The sequence below is a fragment of the Neorhizobium sp. LMR1-1-1.1 genome (genome assembly GCF_040675795.1).
In the GTDB taxonomy this organism is placed as follows: domain Bacteria; phylum Pseudomonadota; class Alphaproteobacteria; order Rhizobiales; family Rhizobiaceae; genus Neorhizobium; species Neorhizobium cellulosilyticum.
This window is the reverse complement of the sequence record NZ_JBEGHE010000025.1, coordinates 245,983-270,736: the sequence shown is the minus strand read 5'-3', so window position 1 is coordinate 270,736 and position 24,754 is coordinate 245,983. Positions and strand designations below refer to the sequence as shown.

Annotated in this window: 27 protein-coding genes; 24 read left to right on the top strand and 3 right to left on the bottom strand. The window is 58.8% G+C overall.

Features of this window, described 5'->3' with window-relative positions; all coding sequences use genetic code 11:
• Nucleotides 1-46: 46 nt before the first annotated feature.
• The 3 genes from pmtA (at nucleotide 47) to pyrF (ending at nucleotide 2,012) form a co-directional block, all read left to right on the top strand.
• The gene (gene pmtA, locus MRBLMR1_RS14490; RefSeq protein WP_148146038.1) at nucleotides 47-640 is read left to right on the top strand and encodes a phospholipid N-methyltransferase PmtA; all 594 of its coding nucleotides are present in this window, start codon (nucleotides 47-49) and stop codon (nucleotides 638-640) included.
• A gap of 68 nt (nucleotides 641-708) precedes the next feature.
• On the top strand, nucleotides 709-1,296 hold the full coding sequence (locus MRBLMR1_RS14485; protein WP_148146039.1) for a histidine phosphatase family protein: 588 nt from the start codon (nucleotides 709-711) through the stop codon (nucleotides 1,294-1,296).
• A gap of 5 nt (nucleotides 1,297-1,301) precedes the next feature.
• Nucleotides 1,302-2,012: an orotidine-5'-phosphate decarboxylase gene (pyrF, locus tag MRBLMR1_RS14480; protein ID WP_148146286.1), complete on the top strand. Its 711-nt coding sequence runs from the start codon at nucleotides 1,302-1,304 to the stop codon at nucleotides 2,010-2,012.
• 13 nt (nucleotides 2,013-2,025) lie between these two features.
• On the opposite strand, the gene MRBLMR1_RS14475 is transcribed toward pyrF, so the two are convergent.
• Nucleotides 2,026-3,084: a right-handed parallel beta-helix repeat-containing protein gene (locus MRBLMR1_RS14475; RefSeq protein ID WP_183684928.1), complete on the bottom strand. Its 1,059-nt coding sequence runs from the start codon at nucleotides 3,082-3,084 to the stop codon at nucleotides 2,026-2,028.
• 62 nt (nucleotides 3,085-3,146) lie between these two features.
• Here MRBLMR1_RS14475 and MRBLMR1_RS14470 point away from each other — a divergent pair, with 62 nt between their 5' ends.
• The 16 genes from MRBLMR1_RS14470 (at nucleotide 3,147) to MRBLMR1_RS14395 (ending at nucleotide 19,548) form a co-directional block, all read left to right on the top strand.
• On the top strand, nucleotides 3,147-3,434 hold the full coding sequence (locus MRBLMR1_RS14470) for a DUF1330 domain-containing protein (RefSeq protein ID WP_148146041.1): 288 nt from the start codon (nucleotides 3,147-3,149) through the stop codon (nucleotides 3,432-3,434).
• Nucleotides 3,435-3,602: 168 nt separating this feature from the next.
• Complete coding sequence (locus MRBLMR1_RS14465) at nucleotides 3,603-4,583, top strand: complex I NDUFA9 subunit family protein (protein ID WP_148146042.1); 981 nt, start codon at nucleotides 3,603-3,605, stop codon at nucleotides 4,581-4,583.
• Between the two features lie 709 nt (nucleotides 4,584-5,292).
• Nucleotides 5,293-5,985, top strand: coding sequence for a glutathione S-transferase family protein (locus tag MRBLMR1_RS14460; protein ID WP_148146043.1), 693 nt, complete (start codon nucleotides 5,293-5,295; stop codon nucleotides 5,983-5,985).
• Nucleotides 5,966-7,141, top strand: a complete 1,176-nt coding sequence (gene queG / locus MRBLMR1_RS14455; protein WP_148146044.1) for a tRNA epoxyqueuosine(34) reductase QueG — start codon at nucleotides 5,966-5,968, stop codon at nucleotides 7,139-7,141. The genes MRBLMR1_RS14460 and queG overlap by 20 nt, the downstream gene beginning before the upstream one ends.
• Nucleotides 7,141-8,013 carry an SDR family oxidoreductase gene (locus MRBLMR1_RS14450; RefSeq protein ID WP_148146045.1) on the top strand — a complete coding sequence of 291 codons (873 nt, stop codon included), beginning with the start codon at nucleotides 7,141-7,143 and terminating at the stop codon, nucleotides 8,011-8,013. The genes queG and MRBLMR1_RS14450 overlap by 1 nt, the downstream gene beginning before the upstream one ends.
• A 381-nt stretch (nucleotides 8,014-8,394) precedes the next feature.
• A complete protein-coding gene (locus MRBLMR1_RS14445; RefSeq protein WP_148146046.1) occupies nucleotides 8,395-8,802 on the top strand; it encodes a septal ring lytic transglycosylase RlpA family protein in 408 nt (135 codons plus the stop codon).
• A gap of 120 nt (nucleotides 8,803-8,922) precedes the next feature.
• Nucleotides 8,923-10,212, top strand: a complete 1,290-nt coding sequence (locus MRBLMR1_RS14440; RefSeq protein ID WP_148146047.1) for an RsmB/NOP family class I SAM-dependent RNA methyltransferase — start codon at nucleotides 8,923-8,925, stop codon at nucleotides 10,210-10,212.
• A gap of 127 nt (nucleotides 10,213-10,339) precedes the next feature.
• Nucleotides 10,340-11,617, top strand: coding sequence for an imelysin family protein (locus MRBLMR1_RS14435; protein WP_148146048.1), 1,278 nt, complete (start codon nucleotides 10,340-10,342; stop codon nucleotides 11,615-11,617).
• A 46-nt stretch (nucleotides 11,618-11,663) separates the two neighbouring features.
• A complete protein-coding gene (locus MRBLMR1_RS14430; protein ID WP_148146049.1) occupies nucleotides 11,664-13,202 on the top strand; it encodes a di-heme oxidoredictase family protein in 1,539 nt (512 codons plus the stop codon).
• A complete protein-coding gene (locus MRBLMR1_RS14425) occupies nucleotides 13,202-14,314 on the top strand; it encodes an imelysin family protein (RefSeq protein WP_148146050.1) in 1,113 nt (370 codons plus the stop codon). Before MRBLMR1_RS14430 ends, MRBLMR1_RS14425 begins: the two co-directional genes overlap by 1 nt.
• Nucleotide 14,315: 1 nt before the next feature.
• Entirely contained in the window at nucleotides 14,316-15,401 is a 1,086-nt protein-coding gene (locus tag MRBLMR1_RS14420) for a DUF1513 domain-containing protein (RefSeq protein WP_500065126.1), read from the top strand.
• A gap of 37 nt (nucleotides 15,402-15,438) precedes the next feature.
• Nucleotides 15,439-15,891, top strand: a complete 453-nt coding sequence (locus tag MRBLMR1_RS14415; protein ID WP_148146051.1) for a TspO/MBR family protein — start codon at nucleotides 15,439-15,441, stop codon at nucleotides 15,889-15,891.
• Nucleotides 15,892-15,963: 72 nt separating this feature from the next.
• Nucleotides 15,964-16,413: a PaaI family thioesterase gene (locus tag MRBLMR1_RS14410; RefSeq protein WP_183684927.1), complete on the top strand. Its 450-nt coding sequence runs from the start codon at nucleotides 15,964-15,966 to the stop codon at nucleotides 16,411-16,413.
• On the top strand, nucleotides 16,410-17,048 hold the full coding sequence (locus tag MRBLMR1_RS14405; protein ID WP_183684926.1) for a 5'-methylthioadenosine/S-adenosylhomocysteine nucleosidase: 639 nt from the start codon (nucleotides 16,410-16,412) through the stop codon (nucleotides 17,046-17,048). Before MRBLMR1_RS14410 ends, MRBLMR1_RS14405 begins: the two co-directional genes overlap by 4 nt.
• A gap of 39 nt (nucleotides 17,049-17,087) precedes the next feature.
• Nucleotides 17,088-18,665 carry a glutamine-hydrolyzing GMP synthase gene (gene guaA / locus MRBLMR1_RS14400; protein WP_148146054.1) on the top strand — a complete coding sequence of 526 codons (1,578 nt, stop codon included), beginning with the start codon at nucleotides 17,088-17,090 and terminating at the stop codon, nucleotides 18,663-18,665.
• Between the two features lie 289 nt (nucleotides 18,666-18,954).
• Nucleotides 18,955-19,548, top strand: coding sequence for a YqaA family protein (locus MRBLMR1_RS14395; RefSeq protein ID WP_148146055.1), 594 nt, complete (start codon nucleotides 18,955-18,957; stop codon nucleotides 19,546-19,548).
• Nucleotides 19,549-19,562: 14 nt separating this feature from the next.
• Here the strand turns inward: MRBLMR1_RS14395 and MRBLMR1_RS14390 are convergent, their stop codons facing one another.
• Nucleotides 19,563-20,117 (bottom strand): methylated-DNA--[protein]-cysteine S-methyltransferase, encoded by a 555-nt coding sequence (locus MRBLMR1_RS14390; RefSeq protein WP_148146056.1) that lies wholly within the window; start codon nucleotides 20,115-20,117, stop codon nucleotides 19,563-19,565.
• A gap of 326 nt (nucleotides 20,118-20,443) precedes the next feature.
• On the opposite strand from MRBLMR1_RS14390, the gene MRBLMR1_RS14385 reads away from it, so the two are divergent.
• The gene (locus tag MRBLMR1_RS14385) at nucleotides 20,444-21,061 is read left to right on the top strand and encodes a 2'-5' RNA ligase family protein (protein WP_183684925.1); all 618 of its coding nucleotides are present in this window, start codon (nucleotides 20,444-20,446) and stop codon (nucleotides 21,059-21,061) included.
• Nucleotides 21,062-21,071: 10 nt separating this feature from the next.
• Here MRBLMR1_RS14385 and MRBLMR1_RS14380 read toward each other — a convergent pair whose 3' ends face one another.
• Nucleotides 21,072-21,236, bottom strand: coding sequence for a hypothetical protein (locus MRBLMR1_RS14380; RefSeq protein ID WP_183684924.1), 165 nt, complete (start codon nucleotides 21,234-21,236; stop codon nucleotides 21,072-21,074).
• Nucleotides 21,237-21,442: 206 nt separating this feature from the next.
• Here MRBLMR1_RS14380 and MRBLMR1_RS14375 point away from each other — a divergent pair, with 206 nt between their 5' ends.
• From MRBLMR1_RS14375 to MRBLMR1_RS14360, 4 genes are all read left to right on the top strand, one after another.
• Nucleotides 21,443-21,796, top strand: coding sequence for an ArsC family reductase (locus MRBLMR1_RS14375; RefSeq protein WP_148146058.1), 354 nt, complete (start codon nucleotides 21,443-21,445; stop codon nucleotides 21,794-21,796).
• Nucleotides 21,797-21,798: 2 nt separating this feature from the next.
• The gene (gene ybaK / locus MRBLMR1_RS14370; protein WP_148146059.1) at nucleotides 21,799-22,272 is read left to right on the top strand and encodes a Cys-tRNA(Pro) deacylase; all 474 of its coding nucleotides are present in this window, start codon (nucleotides 21,799-21,801) and stop codon (nucleotides 22,270-22,272) included.
• A gap of 79 nt (nucleotides 22,273-22,351) precedes the next feature.
• On the top strand, nucleotides 22,352-23,605 hold the full coding sequence (locus MRBLMR1_RS14365; protein ID WP_148146060.1) for an aminopeptidase: 1,254 nt from the start codon (nucleotides 22,352-22,354) through the stop codon (nucleotides 23,603-23,605).
• A 238-nt stretch (nucleotides 23,606-23,843) separates the two neighbouring features.
• Complete coding sequence (locus tag MRBLMR1_RS14360) at nucleotides 23,844-24,734, top strand: cyclase family protein (RefSeq protein ID WP_500065119.1); 891 nt, start codon at nucleotides 23,844-23,846, stop codon at nucleotides 24,732-24,734.
• The last annotated feature ends 20 nt before the right edge of the window (nucleotides 24,735-24,754 follow it).

Here is a 24,754-nt window from a genome sequence, read left to right as displayed (position 1 = left end):
GAGGCCAGACGACCAAATAGGCTTGAAAACCGGGAGAGGTAACTAGATGGAATTACGCTTGAAGGAACGGCTCGGCCGTAAGTTCGACGAGGAAATCCGTTTCTTCAAGGGCTGGATGGATGGCCCGAAAAGCGTAGGCGCTATCTGCCCGACCTCTTCCGTCACCGCCAAGCGCATGGCGAGCGTCATCAACCCTTCATCGGGCCTGCCCGTGCTTGAACTCGGCCCGGGCACCGGCGTCATCACCAAGGCGATCCTGGAACGCGGCATTGCGCCGGAGAACTTGGTTTCGATCGAATATTCGACGGATTTCTACCAGAACCTGATCAAGACCTATGAAGGCGTTCACTTCATCAATGGTGACGCTTTCGAACTCGACAAGACGCTTGGCGAGATGAAGTCGGTCATCTTCGACAGTGTGATCTCCGCCATCCCGATGCTGAGCTTTCCGATGGAAAGCCGTATCGCGCTTCTGGAAGACCTGCTCGACCGCATGCCGGCAGGTAGGCCGGTGATGCAGATCACCTATGGCCCGGTCTCGCCGATCATCGCCAATCCGGATCGTTACAAGATCAAGCATTACGATTTCGTCGTGCGGAATATACCGCCGGCGCAGTTGTGGACCTACACTCGGACTTGATTCACACGCGCGTCAACTGGCCGAGGTAAGCGGGATCGATTTCGACCCGCTTTGGAGTTCTGACCGACATGACCTTCGGCCTTTATATCACTCACCCTCAGGTGCGCATCGATCCTGATGTACCGGTGCCGCAATGGAGCCTTTCGGATATCGGCCGGCAGCGCGCCGAGAAGGCTGCGCAGCAGCCTTGGGCGCAAAAGCTTGGCCGGATCGTTTCGAGCGACGAGACCAAGGCGATCGAAACGGCCGAGATCCTGGCCGCAGCCTCCGATGTCTCGATCATGCTTGCCCCTGACACGCATGAAAACGACCGGTCGGCGACCGGCTTTCTCGCACCGCCAGAATTCGAAGCGGCGGCAGACTGGTTCTTCGCCAATCCGACGGAAAGCTTCAAGGGCTGGGAAACGGCCGCGGATGCACAGGCCCGCATTGTTTCGGCTTTCGACCGCATCCTTTCCGACCACAATCCCGACATGCCGATCGCCTTTGTCGGCCATGGCGGCGTCGGCACACTTTTGAAGTGCCATCTGCTGCAGATCCCGATCACAAGAAGCCAAGATCAGCCGGGCGGCGGCGGAAATCTCTTCTGCTTCTCCCTTGCGGATCGGACCATCTCGTGCGACTGGACCCCGATAGAAACATGGCAAGGGGAATGACCAACATGCAAGCGCGTGACCGACTGATCGTGGGCCTCGATATCCCGACCGTTTCCGAAGCCGAAAAAATGGTCGCCACGCTCGGCGAGAGCGTCTCCTTCTACAAAATCGGCTACCAGCTGGTGTTTGCCGGCGGACTGGAATTTGCCCGTGACCTCGCGAAGGACGGCAAGAAGATCTTTCTCGACATGAAGCTTCTCGACATCGACAACACGGTGGCGAAGGGTGTCGAGAACATTGCGAAGATGGGCATGACCATGCTGACGCTGCACGCCTATCCCAAGGCAATGCGGGCTGCTGTCGAAGCCGCAAAAGGCTCTGACCTCTGCTTGCTTGGCGTAACGGTGCTGACATCAATGGATGCTGCAGACGTTACAGAGGCAGGTTATGCCCAGACGCCGGAGCAACTGGTTCGCACTCGCGCTGCACAAGCACGCGACGCCGGCATGGGCGGCATCGTCTGCTCGGCCGAAGAATCCGCCGCCGTGCGCGAAATCGTCGGTGTCGACATGGCAATCGTTACGCCGGGTATTCGCCCGAAAGGCGCGGATGCAGGCGACCAGAAACGTGTCGTGACGCCATTCGACGCCCTGAAAGCAGGCTCGACGCATCTCGTCGTCGGCCGCCCTATCGTCAAGGCTGAAGACCCGAAAGCATCCGCCGAAGCAATTCTTGCCGAAATGCGCGAGGCTCTCTGGCCAGCAAACGACGCCTGATACGCGTAGCTAACTAGCGATTGTTAGCGACCCGATTGCGTGCACCTTCATCGACAATCAGGCTCGGAGAGCCGCCGATCAGGCGGTTATCCATGACGGTGTTGTTATTGGCGCCGTCATCGTGATCCAGACCGCCGAGCAACATCTTGGGCTGGACGAGGCAATAGCTGTTGAACATGCTGAGTCCTTCCCGACTGCCGATCCACACGGCAGGACGTGCGACCGGCACCTGATACTGGAACGTGTTGCCGCGGATGGTATTGCCCTGCGGTGATTGATGGCGGAACGTGCCGCCCTCGCCGCAATTGCGGTAGAGATAGATACCGCCGCTGAGCGGGTTCACGAATGTATTGTTCTCGATGCGATTGTTCGCCGATCCGTCGACGGCAATGACTTCCCGCCATTCGGGGCGGGCCGAAAACGTATTGCCGGTGATGACATTTCCGGCCGATTCCGCATCGAGATAAACGATGGTCGAGCTTGCCTTGCCGGTGAAGCGGGAATTCTGCAGCGTGACTCGTGTCACGCCGGGCGCGAGATAGAGCGGCACCCCGACACTGCCAGAGAATGTAATGTTGTCGAGCAGGACGCCGGTCGGCGCTGCCGCCTGTGCCCGCTGCGTATGTCCGTCCCGGTTCGAGGATGCCTTCACTTCCTTTGCCTGGCCGTTATTGCCCAGGCCCTGGATGCGCAGATCACCCTTGATCTGGCAATTGCGAATGGTGATGTCGGTCGGCACGTCCCATTTTCCGTCGCTTCCCTTGCGGGACTGGATCAGCACCGTCCTCGCCTTGGTTCCAGTGCCGTCGATCATCGCGCCGTTGCAATCGAAAACCACGCCAGAAGCACGACTGCCCGAAAACGTGATGCGCTGGGTGATCTTGTCTCCCTTGTTCAGGCTGACGTCGCATCGAATATCGACCGGTTTTGAATCCTTCTTGGCCGGCGCACGAAGCGCATCCATGACGTTTGCCGGGCAGGCATCGGCCCGCGCATCGGATGATCCGGTGAATATCAGCGAGCCGATCGCCAGAAATACACTCGCTGCCAAAGGGAATGCGTAGCGCACCATATTGACTTGCCTCCTGATTCGCCCGATCTCGAATATACCTAAACTGGAGAGGAGGATATTTGATGACCAAGGGATATTGGATCGCACGAATGGATGTGCATGATCCCGAGCGCTACAAGGATTATGTGGCAGCTGCAAAACCGGCATTCGAGAAATATGGCGCCCATTTTCTGGCGCGCGGCGGCGCAGCGGAAGAACTCGAAGGCTCGTCACGCCATCGCAATGTCGTGATCGAGTTTCCGTCGATGCAGGCCGCTATCGATTGCTACAACTCGCCGGAATACCAGATTGCCGCAAAAATCCGGCAGGAAGTCGCCGATGGCGAGATGGTAGTCGTGCAGGGGATCTGACACGCCTATGGCGCTTCCTAACCTGCGCGTCGTACTTTCCGAAACCGATTCCGGTTTTCGTGTCGATGCTCCAGGAGACTTGCGACATCTGGGGCGCGCAAGTCTCTTCCACCACGTTGAGGTTTAAGCTAAAGACCAATGAGTAAGAGACAGCTTTCGGGGCAGACCATGACCGTGAACAATCTTCCGCCGCTCGTTACCGTTTTCGGAGGATCGGGTTTCGTAGGTCGCCATGTGGTCCGGACGCTGGTAAAGCGCGGCTATCGCGTGCGCGTGGCGGTGCGCCGCCCGGATCTCGCGGGTTTCCTTCTGCCGGCCGGATATGTCGGCCAGATTTCGCTGGTTCAGGCCAATCTTCGCTATCGCCAGTCCATTGACCGCGCCGTGGAAGGCGCGGCCCATGTGGTCAACTGCGTCGGCATTCTGTTCGAGAGCGGTCGCAACACGTTTGATGCGATCCAGGACACCGGTGCGCGCTCGATTGCAGAAGCTGCCGCCAAGGCCGGCGCCAAGTTCACCCATATTTCGGCGATCGGTGCCGACGTCAATTCCGGCTCATCCTATGCCCGCAGCAAGGGCCGCGCCGAAGCAAGCATCCTCTCCCTGAGCCCCGACGCCGTGATCCTTCGGCCGTCGATCGTTTTCGGGCCGGAAGACAATTTCTTCAACAGGTTTGCCGCCATGGCTCGCCAGCTTCCGGCACTGCCGCTAATCGGCGGCGGCAAGACCAAGCTGCAGCCGGTCTATGTCGAGGATGTCGCCGAAGTCGTCGGCCGCTCAGTCGACGGCACGCTGACGCCCGGTACGACCTATGAACTGGGCGGCGCCGAAGTGATGACTTTCCGTGACTGTCTCGAGACCGTGCTGCGCGTGACCTGCCGCGATCGCGCGCTGGTTTCGCTGCCCTTCGGCATCGCTTCGATGATCGGAAGTATCGCATCCTTGATCCCGTTCGTAAAACCGCCAGTCACGGCGGACCAAGTGGAACTGCTGAAGAGCGACAACGTCGTCTCCGAAAGCGCGATCAAGGAAGGCCGCACGCTTTGCGGGCTTGGCATTCGTCCGGTCGTTCCCGGCTCAATCCTTGCATCCTACCTCGTGCACTTCCGCCCGCAGGGTCAGTTCACCGGCAGTGGCAAGGCGGCCTGAGCTTAGCTTTCATCATTTTCATCCAGCGCGCTTCAAGTGCCTGCCTATCGGGCAGACACCTCTAAAGCCTTGGGTTTATGCAACTTGACATTTGTCGATGTGGCATAAAGTCCTCACACGCGAATGAGTGTGCGTTAACCGCAGGTTTAGCAAAAACCGTTATTGAATTCAGAAGCGGTGACCAATAAATCGGTCGCACGAAATTAGTTCACTGCAAATCACCTGTTTGAAAGGCGTCTTTCATGGGCAAGCCTATCGCCCTTTTCTTTGCATGCGCGGCACTTGTTATTCTCGCGGGCTCTTTCATGGCGCCCCAGACCGCCGCAAGCGGCAAGGAAGGTTGCGCTCCGGCTTACGGCGTCGACCCTTGCGCCACGGCATCCATTCCTCGCTAAGCGAGACAAGAGAGCGGCGACAAGCCGCTCTTTCTTTAGCGCCGAACGCCATCCCGGCTTAGCTCTCATATTTAATAGCGACGTAGCCGAGAGCCCCAGGAAAACCGGCCGCAAGCCCCGCAATTCGCACGGTTACCAGCAATTGCAATCGTTCTTAATTATTTGCTGACGAAATGCAGGCAGTTTGCGACTTGTCGCGAATTTATGCCGCTTGCTTGTGTTGGCCCTATCAAGTCCATATAGCTGACCTTAAGTCAGGCGGGCGCGATATAAGCCTACGCCACCCACACCCCGCACACGATAGCCGAAGCCCGATGCCCACCCTCTACCACCATCCCATGTCGTCCGCCTCGCGATTTGTTCGCCTGATCCTTGCCGAGTATGGATTTCAGGCTGATCTGGTAGAGGAGCAGCCATGGGAAAAGCGGCGGGAATTTCTCAGCATCAACCCGGCAGCGACGCTTCCCGTCTATGTCGATGACAGCATGCGTGTGCTCTGTGGTCCCTCGGTGCTGATGGAGTTTCTCGACGAAACCCATGGCGTGCTGAAGCGCGAGCGCCGTCTTTTGGCGGAAGATCCCTGGCACCGCGCTGAAATCCGCCGACTGACGGAATGGTTCCTGCAGAAGATGGAGCAGGACGTGACCCGGCCGTTGACCCGCGAACGGGTCTACAAGCTGCAGATGACAGCAGCGCAGGGCGGCGGCGCGCCGGATTCAAAGGCGCTGCGCACCTCGCGCGCCAATATCCGTCAGCACATGAAATATCTGTCCTGGCTTGCAGGCTCCCGCCAGTGGCTTGCCGGTGAACGGCTGAGCTATGCGGATCTGGCTGCTGCGGCCTCGATTTCCGTTCTCGACTATCTCGGCGAAATCGAATGGTCGGATTTCCCTATCGCCAAAGACTGGTACCAGCGATTGAAATCGCGCCCTTCCTTCCGCCCGATGCTTGCCGAGCGCATTCGCGGCCTGACCCCGGTCTCCCATTATGCGGACCTCGATTTCTAGCGCCGACAAAGCCGGAGACGATAAGGCGCTTCGCCGGCGGGAGAAGCTGACCGCCTTCATTCGCGAGGAAGCCATCGCTCAGGGCTTCGATCTCTGTCGCATCACCCTGCCGACAAGCATTCCGCGTGCACCGGAGAGGCTCTCCGTATTTCTCGACGATAGCCATCACGGCACGATGGACTGGATGGCGGAAACGAAAGAGCGCCGCGCAGATCCCAAGACACTTTGGAGCGAAGTGCGTTCGATTGTGATATTCGGGCTGAACTACGGCCCCGAGGAGGATCCGCGCTATCTCCAGTCCATGAAGGACAAGGCGGCGATCTCAGTCTATGCGCGCAATCGCGATTATCATGACGTCATCAAGGGGCGATTGAAGGAAATCGCCACTCGGTTTGCAGCGCGTGCGGGCGAAGACGTCAAGGTCTTCGTCGACACCGCGCCCGTCATGGAAAAACCGCTAGCAGAGGCGGCGGGGCTTGGCTGGCAGGGTAAGCATACCAATCTCGTCAGCCGAACCCATGGGTCGTGGCTGTTTCTCGGCAGCCTGTTCACCACCGCCGAACTTTTGATCGACAGTTCGGAGAAGGATCATTGCGGCTCCTGCCGAGCCTGTCTCGATGCCTGTCCGACAGCCGCATTCCCGGCCCCTTACCGGCTGGATGCGCGGCGCTGCATTTCCTATCTGACGATCGAGCACAAAGGGCCGATCGATGTGGAATTCCGGCCGCTGATCGGCAATCGCATCTATGGCTGCGATGACTGTCTCTCAGCCTGTCCGTGGAACAAGTTTGCAGCGAGCGCATCCGAGATGAAGCTCAAGGCGCGCGATGATCTGAAGGAGCCATCGATCGCCTTTCTGCTGACGCTGGACGATCCGGCGTTTCGCACCTTCTTCTCGGGTTCGCCGGTCAAACGTATCGGGCGCGACCGTTTTGTTCGCAATGTGCTGATCGCAGCCGGCAATTCCGGTGATCGCCAGTTCATCGCGCAATGTCACCTTCTTGCCGATGACGCTTCTCCTATCGTGCGCGGCATGGCGGTCTGGGCCTTGAGGCAGCTGATGGACGATGGCGCGTTTGCCGCATTCGCGAGAGGCCGCGCAGCAGATAATGATCCCGAGGTTCGCCGGGAATGGCAGATGGCAGGAGTGGATTGATGACGGTGATGATTTTCGGATGCGGTTATTCGGGCAAGGCGATTGCGAGAGCCTTTGCAGAAAAGGGCTTTTCCGTTGCCGGTACGGTCCGCACGCTTGAAGGCGCCGAAGCGCTCGCATCGCATCATATCAAGCCTTACATTTTCGACGGCACTGCATTCAGCCCGGAATTGCTGGCGGCACTACGGGATGTCACCCACCTCATCCAGTCGATCCCGCCCGGCAAGGAGCACGATCCGCTGCTGAAACTCGTTTCCGGACGGCTTACGGCGCTCTGCCCGAAGCTGAAATGGATTGGTTATCTATCGACAGTCGGCGTTTACGGCGATCATGGCGGCGGCTGGGTGACGGAAGAAACGCCGGGAAGCCCGATCCTCGGTCGGTCGATCGAACGGGTCGGCACCGAAGAGGCATGGGCCGAGCAGGGTCGCATTGCGGGCGTGCCGGTCGCGGCGCTGCGTCTTTCCGGCATTTATGGACCGGGGCGCAACGCCTTCGTCAATCTCGACCGTGGCACCGCACGCCGCATCATAAAGAAGGACCAGGTGTTCAACCGTATCCGCGTCGAGGATATCGGCAGCGCCACGCTGTTTCTCGCAGAGCGTAATCTTGCCGGCATATATAATGTGACCGACGACGAACCCTGTGCGCCCCAGGATGTGATCACGGAGGCCGCCCGCCTGATGGGTGTCGAGCCGCCAGCGGAAGTGGATTTCGACAGCGCCGACATGACGCCCATGGCACGCTCTTTCTATGGCGCCAACAAGCGTGTCTCGAATGAAAAAATCCGTTCGCTGGGTTTCCAGTTTGCATTCCCCAATTACCACACTTCACTCGCCCAAATGTGGTCGGAGACTACCTGGCGCGGCTGAAAATCCCATTTTGAAACGGTTGAAATTTCCATCCTTAGGCATCTTTCGAGTTAATATTTCTTAATCCTTACGGCAATGCGCCACATAATCTGTCCAATTTGGGCAGAAATCACCGTGCGACAACAAATTTTTTTCGCGTCATTTTGTGATCGCGGCGCATCACGGAATCTTGCAGGAACGTGATTCCGTTTACCGACTGATTCCTAAGGTTTTATTCCAACATCAATTAGCCGGCTCGTTAAAAAGATCGATAGCAATGTAATCACAAATGTTACGTTCATTAACATTCCGTGATATAAAATCCCACGTTTTCGCCATTTTTCGCCTCGCCTAAGCCAATTGCACGCAACGTGCAGGGACTTAACGACGGGGACGACCGACTTGAAAATAGTTCGACGCCTAACTGCCGCCACGGCCGCCATTGCTGCTTTTGCACTACTCGGCCAGGCGCCAGCCAATGCGGCGCCCGGATGCGGACACGCATCCTGGTATGCTCTCACTTCCAAGACCGCATCCGGTGAACGGATGAATGCGGCCAAGCTCACCGCCGCGCATCGCTCGCTGCCCTTCGGCACCAAGGTACTGGTGACCAACAAGCGCAACGGCAAAAGCGTGATCGTGCGCATCAACGATCGCGGGCCATTCATCCGCGGCCGGGTTATCGACGTATCCAAGGCCGCAGCCCAGAACATCGGCATGGTGTCATCCGGTACCGCGCAGGTCTGTTATCAGATTGTTGCCGACACCCAGAAGGTTGCAGGCAAGGGCATCAAGGGCGTCGACGGCTAAGCCATTCGACACTTCGAACTTCAAGGTACGGGCCTTGCTGCGGCAGGCCTCCCCCTTGCCCTTCTGCCCGATCGCGGTTACGACCGGCTCCATACGGGTTCAACCGATACGGAGTATCACATGCGACTGGGCGGGCGAGTAGCCGGAGCAATTGAAGTTCTGGCCGATATCGAAGCACGCAAACGCCCGGTGGCGGATGCACTGAAAGACTGGGGCCTTGCCCACCGTTTCGCCGGCTCCGGCGACCGGGCAGCCATCGGCAATATCGTCTACGACGCGCTTCGCATGCGGCTTTCCCATGCCTGGCTGATGGATGACGACAGTCCCGTTGCACTTGCCTATTCTGTCCTGCTGCGCCAGTGGGGTTTTACCACCGAGACGCTTGCAGCCGAATTTGCCGACGACAAGTTTGCACCGCCGGCACTGACCGACGCTCATATTGCCGCTTTTTCCAGCCGTAATATTAATGATGCGCCTTTGCATGTGCAGGGTGATATCCCGGACTGGGTGCAGCCTTCATTTGAAACCAATTTCGGCGCCGACTGGCTTACCGAGGCAAAGGCGCTAGCCGATCGCCCGACGCTCGATCTTCGCGCCAATACGCTGAAGGCCAATCGCGACAAGGTGGTGAAGGCGCTGGAGCGCTCTGGCGCAAAGGCAGCCGCAATCGCCCGCAACGGCATCCGCATCGCAGCCGGCGAAGGCGCATCGCGCCTGCCCAACGTCACGGCCGAGCTTTCCTTCCAAAAGGGTTGGTTCGAAGTGCAGGACGAGGGCTCGCAGATCGTCGCCGATCTGGTCCAGCCCGGCGAACACGACCAGGTGCTGGATTATTGCGCCGGCGGTGGCGGCAAGACGCTCGCCATGTCGGCTGCGATGAACAACAAGGGTCAGGTTCATGCCTATGATGCCGACCGCAAGCGTCTGGCTCCGATCATCGAGCGCCTGCGCCGCGCCGGCACCCGCAATGTTCAGGTTCATGACGACCCGCGCCAGCTCGATGCCCTGAAGGACAAGCTGGATGCCGTTCTCGTCGATGCGCCCTGCACCGGCACCGGAACATGGCGCCGCCGCCCGGACACCAAATGGCGACTGACGCAGAAAAACCTCGACGAGCGGATTTCCCAGCAGCAGGACGCGCTTGGCGAAGCTGCAAAGTTCGTGAAGCCGGGCGGAGCGTTGCTTTACGTCACCTGCTCCGTGTTGCCGGAAGAGAATGATCGCCAGGTCGAGCGTTTCTGCGCCGAGAACCCGACCTTCTCGATCACTTCGGTCGCTGCCGACTGGACGAAAATATTCGGCGCTCAGGCGCCCCGTCCTCGCGTTGCGGATGCAGGCACGATCACACTGTCACCCGCAAGTACCGATACGGACGGATTCTTTTTCTGCCGCATGCAACGCAAGGTGTAAATTTCGGTCGCAAGGATCAACCATAACTTCAAATAGTTCTAAACTAGAACGTTTGACACCACTTTTAATTCACGCCAAGAACTCTCATTGGCGACGTCGTGGGATCGACGCCGCGAAGGAGAGGGACATGACCCGCAAAACCTTGCTCGGCGCCGCTATGGCGCTTTTTGCCGCCTCGACGGTGTTCACGTCGATACCGGCCCGTGCAGAAACTACACCGGCCGCTGTGCTGAAGCACTATGCCGAATTGGCGCAGGCGAAATACGAGGACTCGCTGACGACGGTGCAGGCTCTCGACAAGGCGATCGACGCCCTGATCGCCAAGCCCAGCGATGCAACGCTGAAAGCCGCCAAGGCCGCATGGATTGCCGCCCGCGTGCCTTACCAGCAGTCGGAGGTCTATCGTTTCGGCAATCCGATCGTCGACGAATGGGAAGGCAAGGTGAATGCCTGGCCGCTCGACGAAGGCCTCATCGATTATGTCGATGCGTCCTACGGCACCGAAAGCGATGAAAACGCGCTCTACACCGCCAATGTGATCGCCAACCCCAAGCTGAAGATCAACGGCGAGGAAGTCGACCTAACCGAGATCACGCCGGAGACGATCCAGAGCCTGCACGAAGCGGGTGAGATCGAGGCGAATGTCGCGACCGGTTATCATGCGATCGAGTTCCTGCTCTGGGGACAGGATCTGAACGGCACCGGACCGGGCGCGGGCAACCGCCCCTATACCGATTATGACAAGGCCAATTGCACCGGCGGCAATTGCGACCGTCGTGCCGCCTACCTCAAGGCCGCATCGACCCTGCTTGTCGCGGATCTCGGCGACATGGTGAAAGCCTGGGCTCCGGATGGCGACGCCACCAAGAATGTCGAGGCCGATGGCAATGCGGGCCTCACCGCAATCCTGACCGGGATGGGTTCGCTTTCCTATGGCGAGCTTGCCGGCGAACGCATGAAGCTCGGCCTTTTGCTGCATGATCCGGAAGAAGAACATGATTGCTTCTCCGACAACACCTATGCATCGCATCTCAACGACGCGATCGGCATCAAGTCCGCCTATACGGGTGAATATACCCGTGTGGACGGCACGAAGATGAAGGGGCCGTCGCTTTCCGATCTCGTTGCCGCCAAGGACAAGGCGCTCGACAAGGAAATCAAGGGCAAACTCGATGCGACGCTTGCGGCGATGAACGTCATGAAGGATCGCGCCCAGAAGGTCGAAGCCTATGACCAGATGATCGGCGAGAACAATGCCAAGGGCAATGCGGTCGTGCAGAAGGCAATCGACGGCCTGATCGATCAGACCAAGAGCATCGAACGCGTCATTGCATCGCTGGATCTCGGCAAGATCGAGCTTGAAGGTTCCGACAGCCTCGATAATCCTGACGCTGTCTTTAAATGATCGAAGAAAAGGCGGGCCTCGCTTCCGGGTGAGGCCCGATCCACCCATGGGCGCATTCCGAGCCTTCCCATACTTGCTGCCTCTGCTTTCCGGCGCGCTCGTGCTGGTGCCGCTGATCGCCACCAGCAGCGACAGCCTGCTCCCTAAAGCGCGGACAGATCTCAATCCGAAGGATCTGAAACGCGTCACCGGCGTGACCAAGCCGACCACGGATTTTTCCAAGGCCGAACAGTTCGAGACCATGTCCGGCGGCGCTGCTACGACCAAAGCGATCGTCAATGGCGACGCGTTCTCGCATTTTTCGCCGAACATCACCTTCGAGGAAGAGCAGAATTTCAAGCTGGGGAACGCGCTGTTCACCAAGCTCTGGGTGTCGTCGCCCTCCTCCACCCAGGCCTCCGACGGTCTCGGGCCGCTGTTCAATGCGCGCGCCTGCCAGAGCTGTCACCTGAAGGATGGCCGCGGCCATCCGCCGGAAGGTGCGGCCGACGCAACCTCGATGTTCCTGCGGCTGGCGCGGCCTGCCCGCACCGACGAGGAGCGCGAGGCGATCGGCGATTACCGCAAGCTGAATTTTCCCGATGCGGTCTATGGCGAGCAGTTTCAGGATTTGGCAGTTCCGGGTCTTGCCTCGGAGGGGAAGATGGAGATTTCCTATGAGGAAATCCCGATTACGCTTGGTGACGGCGAAATCGTCAGCCTGCGCAAGCCGACCTATTCTGTCTCCAATCTCGGTTACGGACCACTTGAAGATGATGTGACGCTATCACCGCGTATTGCACCGCCGATGATCGGCATGGGGCTGATCCAGGCAATCCACGAGGCCGATGTCCTTGCGAATGCCGATCCTGACGACAGAGACGGCGACGGCATATCCGGCAAGGCGGCGCTGGTGCGTGATCACATGACCGGCGAACTAAAGCTCGGGCGGTTCGGCTTCAAGGCGCAGAATGCCTCGATCCGCGACCAGTCCTCGGGCGCGTTTACCGGCGATATCGGCATTTCGACACCCGATACGCCGTTTTCGCATGGCGATTGCACCAAGGCGCAGGCCGCCTGTCTTGCCATGCCGACCGGCGTGCAAGAGCGGTTGGGGCCGGTCGAAGCGCCCGATCCGGTGCTGTCACTCGTCACCTTTTATTCGGAAAACCTTGCCGTGCCGGCGCGTCGTAATATCGACGATCCGACAGTGCTGAAGGGCAAGGAGATGTTTTATTCGGCCGGCTGCACCGCCTGCCACACGCCGAAATTCGTCACCCGCCGCGATGCCGGCAATAAGGCACATGCTTTCCAGCTGATCTGGCCCTATTCTGATTTCCTGCTGCATGACATGGGCGAAGGGTTGGCGGACGGTCAGCAGGTGGGCGTAGCGAACGGGCAGGAATGGCGCACCCAGCCGCTCTGGGGCATTGGGCTTACCAAGACCGTCAACAATCACACCTTCTTCCTGCATGACGGGCGTGCCCGCAATCTCACCGAAGCGATCCTCTGGCATGGCGGCGAGGCGGAAGCCGCGCGCAGTGCATTTGCAGCCATGGGCAAAGAGGATCGCACCGCCCTTCTTACCTTCCTGGAGTCGCTCTGATGCGCAAGACCTTGGCCGCCAGCCTGATCGCACTGCTTCCCGCAGCATTCGCTTCCGCCGCGTTTGCGCAGGAGGCTGATACCGCGCCGACCGTCGAACTGCCGGTGGCAACCGTGACGAAGGTGATGACGGCCGCAGTGGGTGGCTTCATACGGCCGGGGTATGACGCGTTTCAAAAATCCGCTGAAGACATGACGGCGAAGATGAAGACACTCTGTGCGGCGCCGTCTCAAACCAATTACGATGCCGCAAAGGCCGGCTTCGGCGAGCTCGCGGCCAGTTGGGCGCATATCGAGATCGTCCGCACCGGCCCCGTGATCGAGCAGAACAGGTTCGAGCGCATCCTGTTTTATCCTGACCGCAAGAGCACGGGCCTGAAACAGGTCCAGGCAGTTCTTTCCAAATCCGACGAGACGGCCACCGATGCCAAGACGCTCGCCACCAAGAGCGTCGCGACGCAAGGGCTGGGCGCACTGGAATATCTTCTGTTCGGTACGGACTCAGATACGCTTATTTCCGGAAATGACTTCCGTTGCCGTTACAGCACTGCCGTTGCCGAAAATATAGGGAATGTCGCCGCCGAGATATCCGGCATCTGGGATGCACCGGACGGTATTCAGAAGGCCTGGGAACAGCCGGGAGCAGACAATCCCATCTATCGGACCGGCGGTGAAGCGATCACCGGGCTGCTCGGCATTCTCGTGCATGGCGCCGAAGCGGTGCGCGACCAGCGGATCGAGACCTTCTACAAGGGGGCGGACAAGGCGAAATTCCCCAAACAGGCGCTGTTCTGGCGCTCGGAAAATACCTGGCCTATGATCAAGGCAAATCTTGATGGATTGTCCGAACTTTTGACGACATCCGGCATGGTCGAGCTTCTTCCTGAAAAGGACAGGCCGATCGTCGCCGCCACGGAAGAGAAGCTGAAATCCATGTCTGCCCTGACGGGTGAAGTGACGCCGGATCTCGAAAAGGCCGTAGAGGACGCGGGCGAACGCAAAAAGCTCGATACGCTGCTGGCCGATGGCAAGGATGTGATCGCCAAGCTCAATGACGGATATGGCGGCGCGATCGGCCTCTCTTCCGGCTTCTCCTTCGCCGACGGAGACTGAGATGGCCTGGAACGGCGAGACAATTGACCGCCGGGCGTTTCTGAAGGCTGCCGGCATCGGTTTTGCGGCCACGTTCGCTCCCGGATCGCTCTATGCGCTAGAGCGGGCCGATGCGGTCTATGCCTCCGGTTATCGCGCCTCTGACGGCACATTCGGCATTGCCACGGTTTCCGAACGGGGCGAGATCATCGACCGGATGGCCCTGCCCGCCCGTGCGCATGGCATGGCTTTCAGTTCCACGACGGGCCGCGCCGTCGCCTTTGCCCGTAGACCCGGCACGTTTGCGATGGTGTTCGATTCCTCTCGACAGGCGGAGCCGATCGTCATCACCGCACCGGAGGGCCGGCATTTCTACGGCCACGGGCATTTCTCGCCGGATGGTTCGGTGCTTTATGCCAGCGAAAACGATTTCGCCGGCAATCGTGGCATGATCGGGCTCTATGACGGCCGGGATTCGTTTCGGCGGATCGGCGAATTCGACGCTCATGGCATCGGCACGCATGACATGACCGTCTCGGATGATGGTGCTCTTCTGGTGATTGCCAATGGCGGCATCGAGACCCATCCGGATTTCGGCCGCACCAAGCTCAATCTCGACCGCATGGAGCCGTCGCTGGTCATGCTTGATGCCAGAACCGGGTCACTCATCCAGAAACACAGGATGCCTTCATCGCTCAGCCAGCTCTCGACCCGGCATCTGGATATAGCCGAGAATGGCCGCATCTGGTTTGCCTGCCAATGGGAAGGCGCACGCAACGAAACACCGCCGCTTGCCGGCTGGTTCTCGAAGGGCGAGGATATTGCACTTCTCTCGCTGCCGGACGAGACGACGGCGCGGCTTGCCAACTATGTCGGCGCAATCGCCGTCAATCGCCGTGAAAACATCGTTGGACTTACCTCGCCGATCGGCGGCGCGTCAGTGACACTCGATGCGAGGACAGGCATCGTCTTGACAGAAGAGAGCGTCCACGAGGCGGCCGGTGTGGCGCCTGCGGCCCACGGTATTGCTGTGTCATCCTACGATGGCCGCTTCAACGACACACGCAGCGACGTCGCCTGGGACCAGCATATTATCCAAATAAAATGATCTTTACTCAGGTTGCAGCGACCCTAGATCACCCTCCATGGGTAAAATACTGACCTGTGCTTTCTTCATTGTCACCTGCGTTGCCATCGGTGCACTCAGCAGTTACGCCAACACACCGGGCGAGTGGTACCAGTCGCTGAACAAACCGTTCTTCAATCCACCCGACTGGGTTTTCGCACCGGTCTGGGCGGGTCTCTACGTGATGATCGGCGTTGCGCTGTCCACGACATGGTTCGATGAGAACAATACCGGCCGGCTGATCGTCTTCGCCATACAGGGTTTTCTCAACATCTTCTGGTCGCCAGCCTTTTTCGGCCTGCAAAGCCCGCTTCTCGGCCTCGTCATCATCGTGCCGATGCTGGCCTTCATCCTGCTGTTCATCGTGATGAGTTGGAGGCCCAACCGGCAGGCCGCCTGGCTTTTCGTGCCTTACGCATTCTGGGTTGCATTTGCCGCAGTATTGAACCTTTCGATCGTTCTGTTGAATTGATAATAGTCATTTTGTCGCGCTTGCCGATCCGCCTGCAGCATGCCAGTTTCGCCGCGACACCAAGGGCAGACCATGAAGATTACCGATCCAGGCGACTTTCACGAACGCATACGGCGCAGTTTCGCCAAGCAGAACGCCATGGAGATGCTTGGCGCGGAACTGACGCGCATCCAGCAGGGCATGGTGGAGATCGAGCTTCCTTTCGATGAGAAGCTTACCCAGCAGCACGGTTTCCTGCATGGCGGGGTGATTTCCGCACCACTCGAGACTGCCTGTACCTATGCCGCCTATACGGTGATTGCGCCGGAAGTTTCGCTTCTGACGATCGAGTTCAAGGTCAACCTTCTTTCGCCCGGTCGCGGCGAGCGTTTCCTTTTCCGTGGCGAGGTCACCAAGCCCGGATCGACGATCATTGTGGCCGATGGCCGTGCCTATGCGATCGGCGACGGGCCGGCAAAACTGATCGCCTCCATGACCACGTCGATGATGGTCATCCGCGATCGTCAGGACGTGGTGGAATGAGTTTCGAACTGACACGGCTCGGCCGGCATGTGGTGCTATTCGTCATGGCCGTCGACGCCGAATATGGGCCGCACCTCAAGTCTCGCATCAAACCGCTGATGACCGGCGTCGGTCCGATCGAGGCCGCAATCGTGCTGTCGCACGCGCTGACGAAGCTGCAGGCGAAAAACGAAATGCCGGATCTGATCGTGTCGCTCGGTTCGGCCGGCTCCCGGACGCTGGAACAAACGGAAGTCTATCAGGCCTCCTCCGTTGCCTATCGCGACATGGACGCCTCGCCGCTCGGTTTCGAGAAAGGTCGCACACCCTTTCTCGACCATCCGGCGATCATGCCGCTGCCACTTCGCATTCCAGGCGTGCCCGAGGCTGCGCTTTCCACGGGCGGCAATATCGTCTCTGGCGCTGCCTACGATCTGATCGCTGCAGACATGGTGGACATGGAAACCTTCGCCATCATGCGCTGCTGCCAGTTGTTCGGTATTCCGCTGATCGGTTTGCGCGGGATTTCCGACGGGAAGGCGGAGCTGAAGCATGTCGATAACTGGACTGAATATCTGCATGTCATCGACGAGAAGCTGGCTGGCGTCATCGACAGATTAGGAAACGCCCTAGAAAGCGGCAATTTGGCTTTCTGAGCAGTTGCAAAAATCGGGGTTCTTCATTAAAGGCTCGCCATGACCCAGATAGCTCATCCCGACAGCATCCTCATCATCGATTTCGGCAGCCAGGTGACGCAACTGATTGCGCGCCGCATCCGCGAAGCGGGTGTCTATTGCGAAATCCATCCCTTCCAGAACGCCGCCGAAGCTTTCGACAGGCTCGCGCCCAAGGGCGTCATCTTCTCCGGTGGCCCGGCTTCGGTGACCACCGAAGGCAGCCCGCGCGCACCCCAGGCCGTGTTTGACAGCGGCGTGCCGATCCTCGGCATCTGCTATGGCCAGCAGACGCTCTGCACCCAGCTCGGCGGCGTCGTCGAAGGTGGTCATGCCGCCGAATTCGGCCGCGCCGATGTGGAAGTCAAGAAATCGAGCCCGCTGTTCGACGGTTTCTGGGAAAAGGGCGGACGTTACCCGGTGTGGATGAGCCACGGCGACCGCGTGACACAGCTGCCCGACGGTTTCGAGGTTATTGCGACCTCCGAGAACGCCCCGTTCGCCATCGCTGCCGACGAGAGCCGCCACTACTACACGACCATGTTCCACCCGGAAGTGGTGCACACGCCGGATGGCGCAAAGCTTCTTTCCAACTTCGTGCATAAGATCGTCGGCCTGAAATCCGACTGGACCATGGCCGCTTACCGCGCCGAGATGATCCGCAAGATCAAGGACCAGGTCGGCAACGAACGCGTCATCTGCGGCCTGTCCGGCGGCGTGGACTCGTCCGTTGCAGCGATCCTCATACATGAGGCGATCGGTGATCAGCTGACCTGCATTTATGTCGATCACGGCCTAATGCGTCAGGGCGAGACCGAACAGGTTGTCGGCATGTTCCGCGACGCCTACAATATACCACTCGTGGCTGTTGACGCGTCCGACCTGTTTCTCGGTCAGCTCGAAGGCGTGACCGACCCGGAAGTGAAGCGCAAGACGATCGGCCGGCTGTTCATAGAAGTGTTCGAGGCGGAAGCTGCCAAGATCGCTGCCGATGGTAAGGGTGCTCCGAAGTTCCTGGCACAGGGCACGCTCTATCCGGACGTGATCGAAAGCGTCTCCTTCTCCGGCGGCCCTTCGGTTACGATCAAGAGCCACCACAATGTCGGCGGCCTGCCCGAACGCATGAACATGCAGCTCGTCGAGCCGCTGCGCGAACTCTTCAAGGACGAAGTCCGCGCGCTTGGCCGCGAACTCGGCCTGCCGGAGAGCTTCATTGGCCGCCACCCCTTCCCGGGTCCAGGCCTCGCGATCCGCTGCCCCGGTGGCATCACTCGCGAAAAGCTCGATATCCTGCGCAAGGCGGATGCGATCTATCTCGACGAAATCCGCAAGGCCGGTCTCTACGACACGATCTGGCAGGCTTTTGCCGTGCTTCTGCCGGTCCAGACTGTCGGCGTCATGGGCGATTACCGTACCTATGATTTTGTCTGCGCACTGCGCGCTGTCACCTCGGTCGACGGCATGACGGCGGATTTCTATCCCTATGACATGAACTTCCTCGGCCGCGCGGCGACCCGCATCATCAACGAAGTCCGCGGCATCAACCGCGTCGTCTACGACGTGACGAGCAAGCCGCCCGGCACGATCGAGTGGGAATAACAGACTGACAAATCTATCGGCGCGCTTTCACCTTCAGGCGCGCCGATAGCGTATTTTACTGTGCCTGTTTCCGTCATGGGAAGGCATTTTCGGGAAATTGGATACCGAGACAAGCGTGGCTTGTTCAAAATTCCAAAAGAGAAAGACCGTTCAGATAACTATCAGCTTCAAGGTCTAAGGTTGCGGTTCAACCGCATCTGTGGATGGATAGGGCAGACAGACAATAGCGCTCCCTCCACGGCATCTTTCATCACCTTCGAGTTTTCCCCCAAGCTCTGGATATCTTCCCATGCTCCAACGCCTCTACAACTGGACGATGGCGCTCAGCGCCCGCAAGTCTGCGGAAGTCTGGCTCGCCGTCATCGCCTTTGTCGAAAGCTCAATCTTTCTCGTGCCCGCCGACGTGCTTTTCCTGCCCATGGCGCTGGCGAGGCCCGAACGTGCCTGGCGTTATGCGCTGGTCGCGACGGTGTTTTCGGTTCTCGGCGGCATTGCAGGCTGGTGGATCGGCTCATTTGCCTTCGATGCGATCGCCGCTCCGATCCTGGAATTCTGGGGCAAGCTCGACACGTTCAACGAGCTTAAAGCCGGGATCACCTTCGAGACGATCCTGCTGATGCTGGTGACCTCCGGTTTCGCGCATCTGCCGCCTATCAAGGTGGTGACGATCCTTTCCGGTGCGGTGCATGTAAACATCTGGCTAGTCATCATGTCGGCGCTCGTCACGCGCGGAGCACGCTTCTTCCTCCTGGCTTGGCTGTTGCGCCGCTACGGCGAGGGCATTCGCCACTTCATCGAGAAGCGTCTTGGCAAGATTGCGATGATCGGTGCTTCTGTGCTGATCGTCGCCTTCACGGGGTACAAGCTTCTTCTGGCGCACTGAGCGTCGGCAAAAGTTCAAAAGAGGGATTGCTGTGCCGGCTCCGGCGGCGTGAAACGCACACCCTCAAGCTCGAGCATACGCTGTTTCGAGGTCGATCCACCAGGGGCTGAAAAACCGCCGAGCTTGCCGCCGGCGGCCAGTACCCGGTGGCAAGGTATGATCAGCGCCACCGGATTTTTCGCCATGGCCTGGCCAACATCACGCGCAGCCTCCGGCCCAAGGCCGAGTTCCTTGGCGATCGTGCCATAGGTGCTCGTATGACCCCAGCCGATGCGGCGGGCTGCGGCATAGATATTCCTGAAGACCTCATCCTGGCCTTCAAGATCGAGGCGGATCTCGGAGAAATCAATCCGCTCGCCAGCGAAATACCGTTTCACCAGCGCGATCGTCTCTCCAATCTCCACGGGCGGTGGCGATTTTTGACCGTCACCGATCCGGCGCAGGAGAAGGTTCTCGGTCGACAACTCGCTGCTTGTCGGTAGCTGAAAACGGGTGATACCGGCAACATTCCACGCAATGCCGCAGAAGCCGCCAGCGGTTTCGAAGATCGCATATCGATGTCCGGACATGAGCTCACTCCGTTCGTGTGATTTCCCCTGTCAGAATCCTATGTCATGAACAGGCAATCAACCCGTTTCTTGCACCAGAAGATTTGTGATCGCCTAGATCGCTTGCCTACGTTCTCTTTTTGTTCTTTATTGTCAATTGAATTCTCTTATACTGCGTCATCCGCATGATCCCGCGTTGATGAATAATGGGAGGTGCAGAGTTGCCGTACCACCAGCCATGCCTGCCGCTGACAGGCAATGTTCCTGGGAAAAACCGATCCGGACAACCGCACTTCGCGCCTCGGTGGAGAAGTGAACTCTTTTTCGTACTGAAACCGCCGCCCTCCTTGGCCGAGGAGATATACAAGGCGGCTTGCGAGCATGCGCATGGTCGCACCAACCGCCAACGTCACCCGGCGCATTTGCTGCATGTGAGCCTGCTGTTGATGGACGAATTTGACAAGCCGCCCTACGATCTCATTCCCCGGATCGAAACTGCAATCGGATCGATCAGGGCATGCCCGCTTACAGTGACTTTGGACGCATGTGCTATCTACGGAGGCGGACGGCATCTGGCGCTGACAAGTGCGGCGAGGAATACCGATATTCAGGCATTCGTGCGGATGCTTCATGGCGCGCTCAGCCGGCATAACCTGCCACGCCAGGCATTTCGCACACCTTCACCTCACGTTACCATCATCTATGGCTACGGGCGCAAGGAGGTTCTGAATATTGGGAAATCATTTACATGGCAGGCGCGCGAATTTGCGCTTGTCTACAGCCACAAGGGCGAAACACGCCATGAGCCATTTGGATGCTGGCGTTTTAACGCCGACGCTCCACCATATGCCAGGCCGGCAAGCCAATTATCGCTTTTGGATGAACCAATCACCGGCGGCGACCGAAACCCCGCTCTCACAACAAAGGCCGCCATGCGAAATGACGGCCCGCGAGAAACGAGGTGATATTAGGCAATTAGCCGATGCGGTCGAAAGCCTTGGGATCGATACCGAGAATGGTCAGATCGCTATTCTTCGGACGACGATGGTTTTCAACGGCAGCCGAAGCAGAAACTGCAGCGCCGAAAATTGCGAAGGCGCGGCTGATACGGCTACCACGGTTTTTGTTCTGGGCGTACATGACATCAACTCCTTTTCTGTCGGCTAATATATGCGCCCAAGACTTCATCTTCACAACGCATACGCGCACAGATCAGCCATGCGAACTTGGCATGCCACTATTTGATCTGCCTCATTGGCTTGCATTCTGCGATGTGGTGTTGTTATCGCTTCGCTGACCAGTCCGGCATCGCGTGATGCGGGCAAAGGGGACAAAAGGACGGCGAAATGGCGATCACCATCTACGGCATCAAGAACTGCGACACGATGAAGAAGGCGCGGACATGGCTGGACCAGAAGGGTGTGAGCTATGCATTCCACGACTACAAGGCCTCGGGTATCGATCGCGACCATTTGCAAGCATGGGTCGATAAAGCCGGATGGGAAACGGTGCTGAACCGCGCCGGCACGACCTTCAAGAAACTCGGTGAGGCCGATCGCCAGAATATCGATCAGGCAAAGGCGATCGAGTTGATGCTGGCGCAGCCGTCGATGATCAAGCGGCCGGTGCTGGAAGCGGATGGAAAGCTGCTGATCGGCTTCAAGCCCGAGATTTACGAAAACGCTTTTCCGGGCGCCTGAGAATGTCGAAGACCACACGCGCAACCCAAACCCTCGACAAGCTGAAAATCGCCTATACGATCGTTTCCTACGACTATGATCCCAATGCCGACCGGATCGGATTGCAGGCGGCGGAGGCGATCGGGGAAGAGCCGAAACGCGTGTTGAAGACACTGATGGCCGAACTTGATGGCAAGCCTATCTGTGTCGTGGTGCCGTCCGATCATGAAGTGTCGATGAAAAAGCTCGCCTCGGCCTTTGGCGGAAAATCCGCCCATATGATGAAGCCGGCCGATGCGGAACGCTTGACGGGTTACCATGTCGGCGGCATCAGCCCGCTTGGCCAGAAGAAGCTCGTACCGACGGCGATCGAAATCACCGCACTGGACGAGCCCTACATCTTCATCAACGGTGGGCAGCGCGGGCTGCAGATACGCCTAGTGCCCGCCGATGCGAAAGAGGCGTTGAAGGCGATCGCCGCTCCGCTGATTGCCTGACGACCGCATGTCCAAGACTTCAATTTTGCCCCAAAGCTCTCTAAGTCTAGCCTCACACGAATAATCGAGAGGCTGAGCCATGACCATCGTCCCGAACATCCAGACATCCATCGATCCGATCAAGCTTGAGAAGCTTGGCGAAGTCGCAGTGAAGGTGGGGCTTGGGTTGGAAAAGGGGCAGGACCTCGTCATCACCGCGCCGATCGCCGCGCTGCCGCTAGTTCGGTTCATCACCAAACACGCCTATATGGCAGGTGCGGGCATCGTTTCGGCCTTCTATTCCGACGAGGAAACGACGCTGGCTCGTTATCAGCATGCACCTGATGCCAGCTTCGACAAGGCCTCCGGCTGGCTCTACGAGGGCATGGCCAAGGCTTATGAGAACGGTGCCGCGCGGCTTGCAATCGCCGGCGACAATCCGATGCTGCTTTCCGGGCAAGATCCGGCCAAAGTTGCCCGCGCCAACAAGGCCAATTCCATCGCCTACAAGCCGGCACTCGAAAAGATCGCCAATTTCGACATCAACTGGAACATCGTTTCCTATCCCAATCCCTCTTGGGCACGTCAGGTTTTTCCGGATCTGCCGGAAGATGCTGCCGTTGCCAAGCTGGCTGAAGCGATCTTCGCCGCCTCGCGCGTCAACGTCGCAGATCCGGTAGCAGCCTGGGCGGAGCATAATGCAAACCTTAGGAAGCGTTCGACCTGGCTGAATGGTGAGCGTTTTGCGGCGCTGCATTTCACCGGTCCCGGCACCGACCTGACCGTTGGCCTGGCAGATGGCCATGAATGGCATGGCGGCGCGTCCACGGCGAAGAACGGGATTACCTGCAACCCGAATATCCCGACCGAAGAAGTCTTCACCACGCCGCATGCGCTTAAGGTTGAGGGCCATGTATCGAGCACCAAGCCGCTCTCGCATCAAGGTACGCTGATCGACAATATCCGGGTGCGGTTCGAAGGCGGCCGCATTGTCGAGGCGAAAGCTTCGAAGGGCGAGGAAGTGTTGAACAAGGTGCTGGATACGGATAAAGGTGCACGCCGGCTCGGCGAAGTGGCACTGGTGCCGCATTCGTCGCCGATCTCGGCAAGCGGCATCCTTTTCTACAACACGCTGTTCGACGAAAATGCCTCGTGCCACATCGCGCTCGGCCAGTGCTACTCGAAATGTTTCCTCAACGGCGCTTCGTCGACGCCTGATGAGATCAACGCGCAGGGCGGCAATTCCTCGCTCATCCATATCGACTGGATGATCGGTTCCGACAAGGTCGATATCGACGGCATCCGGCCGGACGGCTCCAAGGTTCCGGTTATGCGCAAGGGTGAATGGGCCTAATCGGCCCCTTGCCAGTCAAAACAGCGGCGCAGCACATCTGTGCGGCGCCGGCATCATGTTGGGCAGGATTTTTTCGGCTTCTGTCGTCCCTTCGGCATAACATCTGTTGCCGGCTCACATTCTTTGCGATGAAATCCCGGCGGGTGCTTTCTGCGACCCGCCAAAAGCTGGCTGATCTCTTTCACGAAGGAATACAGCATGCAGATTTTTCCGCATAAGACGATCCTCCCGATATTGCTTGCCGCCCTGTCCTTTTCACCCGCCCTGGCGGAGGAACAAGGCTTGTGGAAAGTTTAATGACAGCCTGAAAGGCGCCAAATACGTCGATCTGACCCATACGATCACGCCGAACATTCCGGTCTGGGCCGGTTTCGGCAAACCGAGCTTCGGCCAAGCCGCCGCCGGCACCGATCTTGAGGGTTATGCCAAGAAGGGCGAAACCTTTACCTTCGAAAAACACGGCTTTGCCGCTTCCACCTACAATCTGACGACCGACCAGCTCGGCACTCAACTCGATCCTCCGGCGCATTGGGCACCAGAATATGCGGCGATCGATGAGCTGCCTGCGACCTATGCCATACGGCCGCTGGTGGTCATCAACATCGAGGACAAGGTGAATACGGATGCCGGTTATCATCTGCAGGTCTCCGATATCACCGATTTCGAGGCGAAACATGGCCTGATACCGGAAGGTTCGGTGGTCTTCGTCCGCTCCGGCTGGTCGAAAACATGGCCCGATCCGGCTCTTTCGACAGCTCGTCCATTCCCGGGCGTGGGGCTGGAGGCACTGAAATTCCTGCATAACGAGCGCAAGATCCTGTTTCACGGGCATGAACCACTCGACACCGACACGACGCCCAATCTGGAAGGCGAATACTGGCTGATGCACAACGGATATGCCCAGGCGGAGGGCGTCGCCAATCTGGACAAGGTGCCGGAAACGGGCGCACTCGTCGCGATCGGGTATCCGAAATTCGGCGGCGGCGTGGGCGGCTATGCGCGCTACATCGCCATTTGCCCACCCGATTGGCCCCATGGCATGACGATCGGTTCAATCCCCGAAGCCCCGCTGCAGAAGTTCGACAAGCCGCTGCATTTCGATGAGCAGGCCGGCATGCGCGTGCGCTGATGTACCTGATCTCCAGCGCC

Excerpts from the sequence above, each read along its gene's own strand:
- MRBLMR1_RS14465 (WP_148146042.1), top strand. The coding sequence starts at position 3,603 with ATGACCGTGAACAATCTTCCGCCGCTCGTTACCGTTTTCGGAGGATCG.
- MRBLMR1_RS14460 (WP_148146043.1), top strand. The coding sequence starts at position 5,293 with ATGCCCACCCTCTACCACCATCCCATGTCGTCCGCCTCGCGATTTGTT.
- MRBLMR1_RS14450 (WP_148146045.1), top strand. The coding sequence starts at position 7,141 with ATGACGGTGATGATTTTCGGATGCGGTTATTCGGGCAAGGCGATTGCG.
- MRBLMR1_RS14475 (WP_183684928.1), bottom strand. The coding sequence starts at position 3,084 with ATGGTGCGCTACGCATTCCCTTTGGCAGCGAGTGTATTTCTGGCGATC.
- queG (WP_148146044.1), top strand. The coding sequence starts at position 5,966 with ATGCGGACCTCGATTTCTAGCGCCGACAAAGCCGGAGACGATAAGGCG.
- MRBLMR1_RS14365 (WP_148146060.1), top strand. The coding sequence starts at position 22,352 with ATGACCATCGTCCCGAACATCCAGACATCCATCGATCCGATCAAGCTT.
- MRBLMR1_RS14440 (WP_148146047.1), top strand. The coding sequence starts at position 8,923 with ATGCGACTGGGCGGGCGAGTAGCCGGAGCAATTGAAGTTCTGGCCGAT.
- pyrF (WP_148146286.1), top strand. The coding sequence starts at position 1,302 with ATGCAAGCGCGTGACCGACTGATCGTGGGCCTCGATATCCCGACCGTT.
- MRBLMR1_RS14425 (WP_148146050.1), top strand. The coding sequence starts at position 13,202 with ATGCGCAAGACCTTGGCCGCCAGCCTGATCGCACTGCTTCCCGCAGCA.
- guaA (WP_148146054.1), top strand. The coding sequence starts at position 17,088 with ATGACCCAGATAGCTCATCCCGACAGCATCCTCATCATCGATTTCGGC.
- MRBLMR1_RS14435 (WP_148146048.1), top strand. The coding sequence starts at position 10,340 with ATGACCCGCAAAACCTTGCTCGGCGCCGCTATGGCGCTTTTTGCCGCC.
- MRBLMR1_RS14375 (WP_148146058.1), top strand. The coding sequence starts at position 21,443 with ATGGCGATCACCATCTACGGCATCAAGAACTGCGACACGATGAAGAAG.
- MRBLMR1_RS14380 (WP_183684924.1), bottom strand. The coding sequence starts at position 21,236 with ATGTACGCCCAGAACAAAAACCGTGGTAGCCGTATCAGCCGCGCCTTC.
- MRBLMR1_RS14390 (WP_148146056.1), bottom strand. The coding sequence starts at position 20,117 with ATGTCCGGACATCGATATGCGATCTTCGAAACCGCTGGCGGCTTCTGC.
- MRBLMR1_RS14485 (WP_148146039.1), top strand. The coding sequence starts at position 709 with ATGACCTTCGGCCTTTATATCACTCACCCTCAGGTGCGCATCGATCCT.
- MRBLMR1_RS14405 (WP_183684926.1), top strand. The coding sequence starts at position 16,410 with ATGAGTTTCGAACTGACACGGCTCGGCCGGCATGTGGTGCTATTCGTC.
- MRBLMR1_RS14410 (WP_183684927.1), top strand. The coding sequence starts at position 15,964 with ATGAAGATTACCGATCCAGGCGACTTTCACGAACGCATACGGCGCAGT.
- MRBLMR1_RS14415 (WP_148146051.1), top strand. The coding sequence starts at position 15,439 with ATGGGTAAAATACTGACCTGTGCTTTCTTCATTGTCACCTGCGTTGCC.
- ybaK (WP_148146059.1), top strand. The coding sequence starts at position 21,799 with ATGTCGAAGACCACACGCGCAACCCAAACCCTCGACAAGCTGAAAATC.
- MRBLMR1_RS14430 (WP_148146049.1), top strand. The coding sequence starts at position 11,664 with ATGGGCGCATTCCGAGCCTTCCCATACTTGCTGCCTCTGCTTTCCGGC.
- MRBLMR1_RS14470 (WP_148146041.1), top strand. The coding sequence starts at position 3,147 with ATGACCAAGGGATATTGGATCGCACGAATGGATGTGCATGATCCCGAG.
- MRBLMR1_RS14395 (WP_148146055.1), top strand. The coding sequence starts at position 18,955 with ATGCTCCAACGCCTCTACAACTGGACGATGGCGCTCAGCGCCCGCAAG.
- pmtA (WP_148146038.1), top strand. The coding sequence starts at position 47 with ATGGAATTACGCTTGAAGGAACGGCTCGGCCGTAAGTTCGACGAGGAA.
- MRBLMR1_RS14420 (WP_500065126.1), top strand. The coding sequence starts at position 14,316 with ATGGCCTGGAACGGCGAGACAATTGACCGCCGGGCGTTTCTGAAGGCT.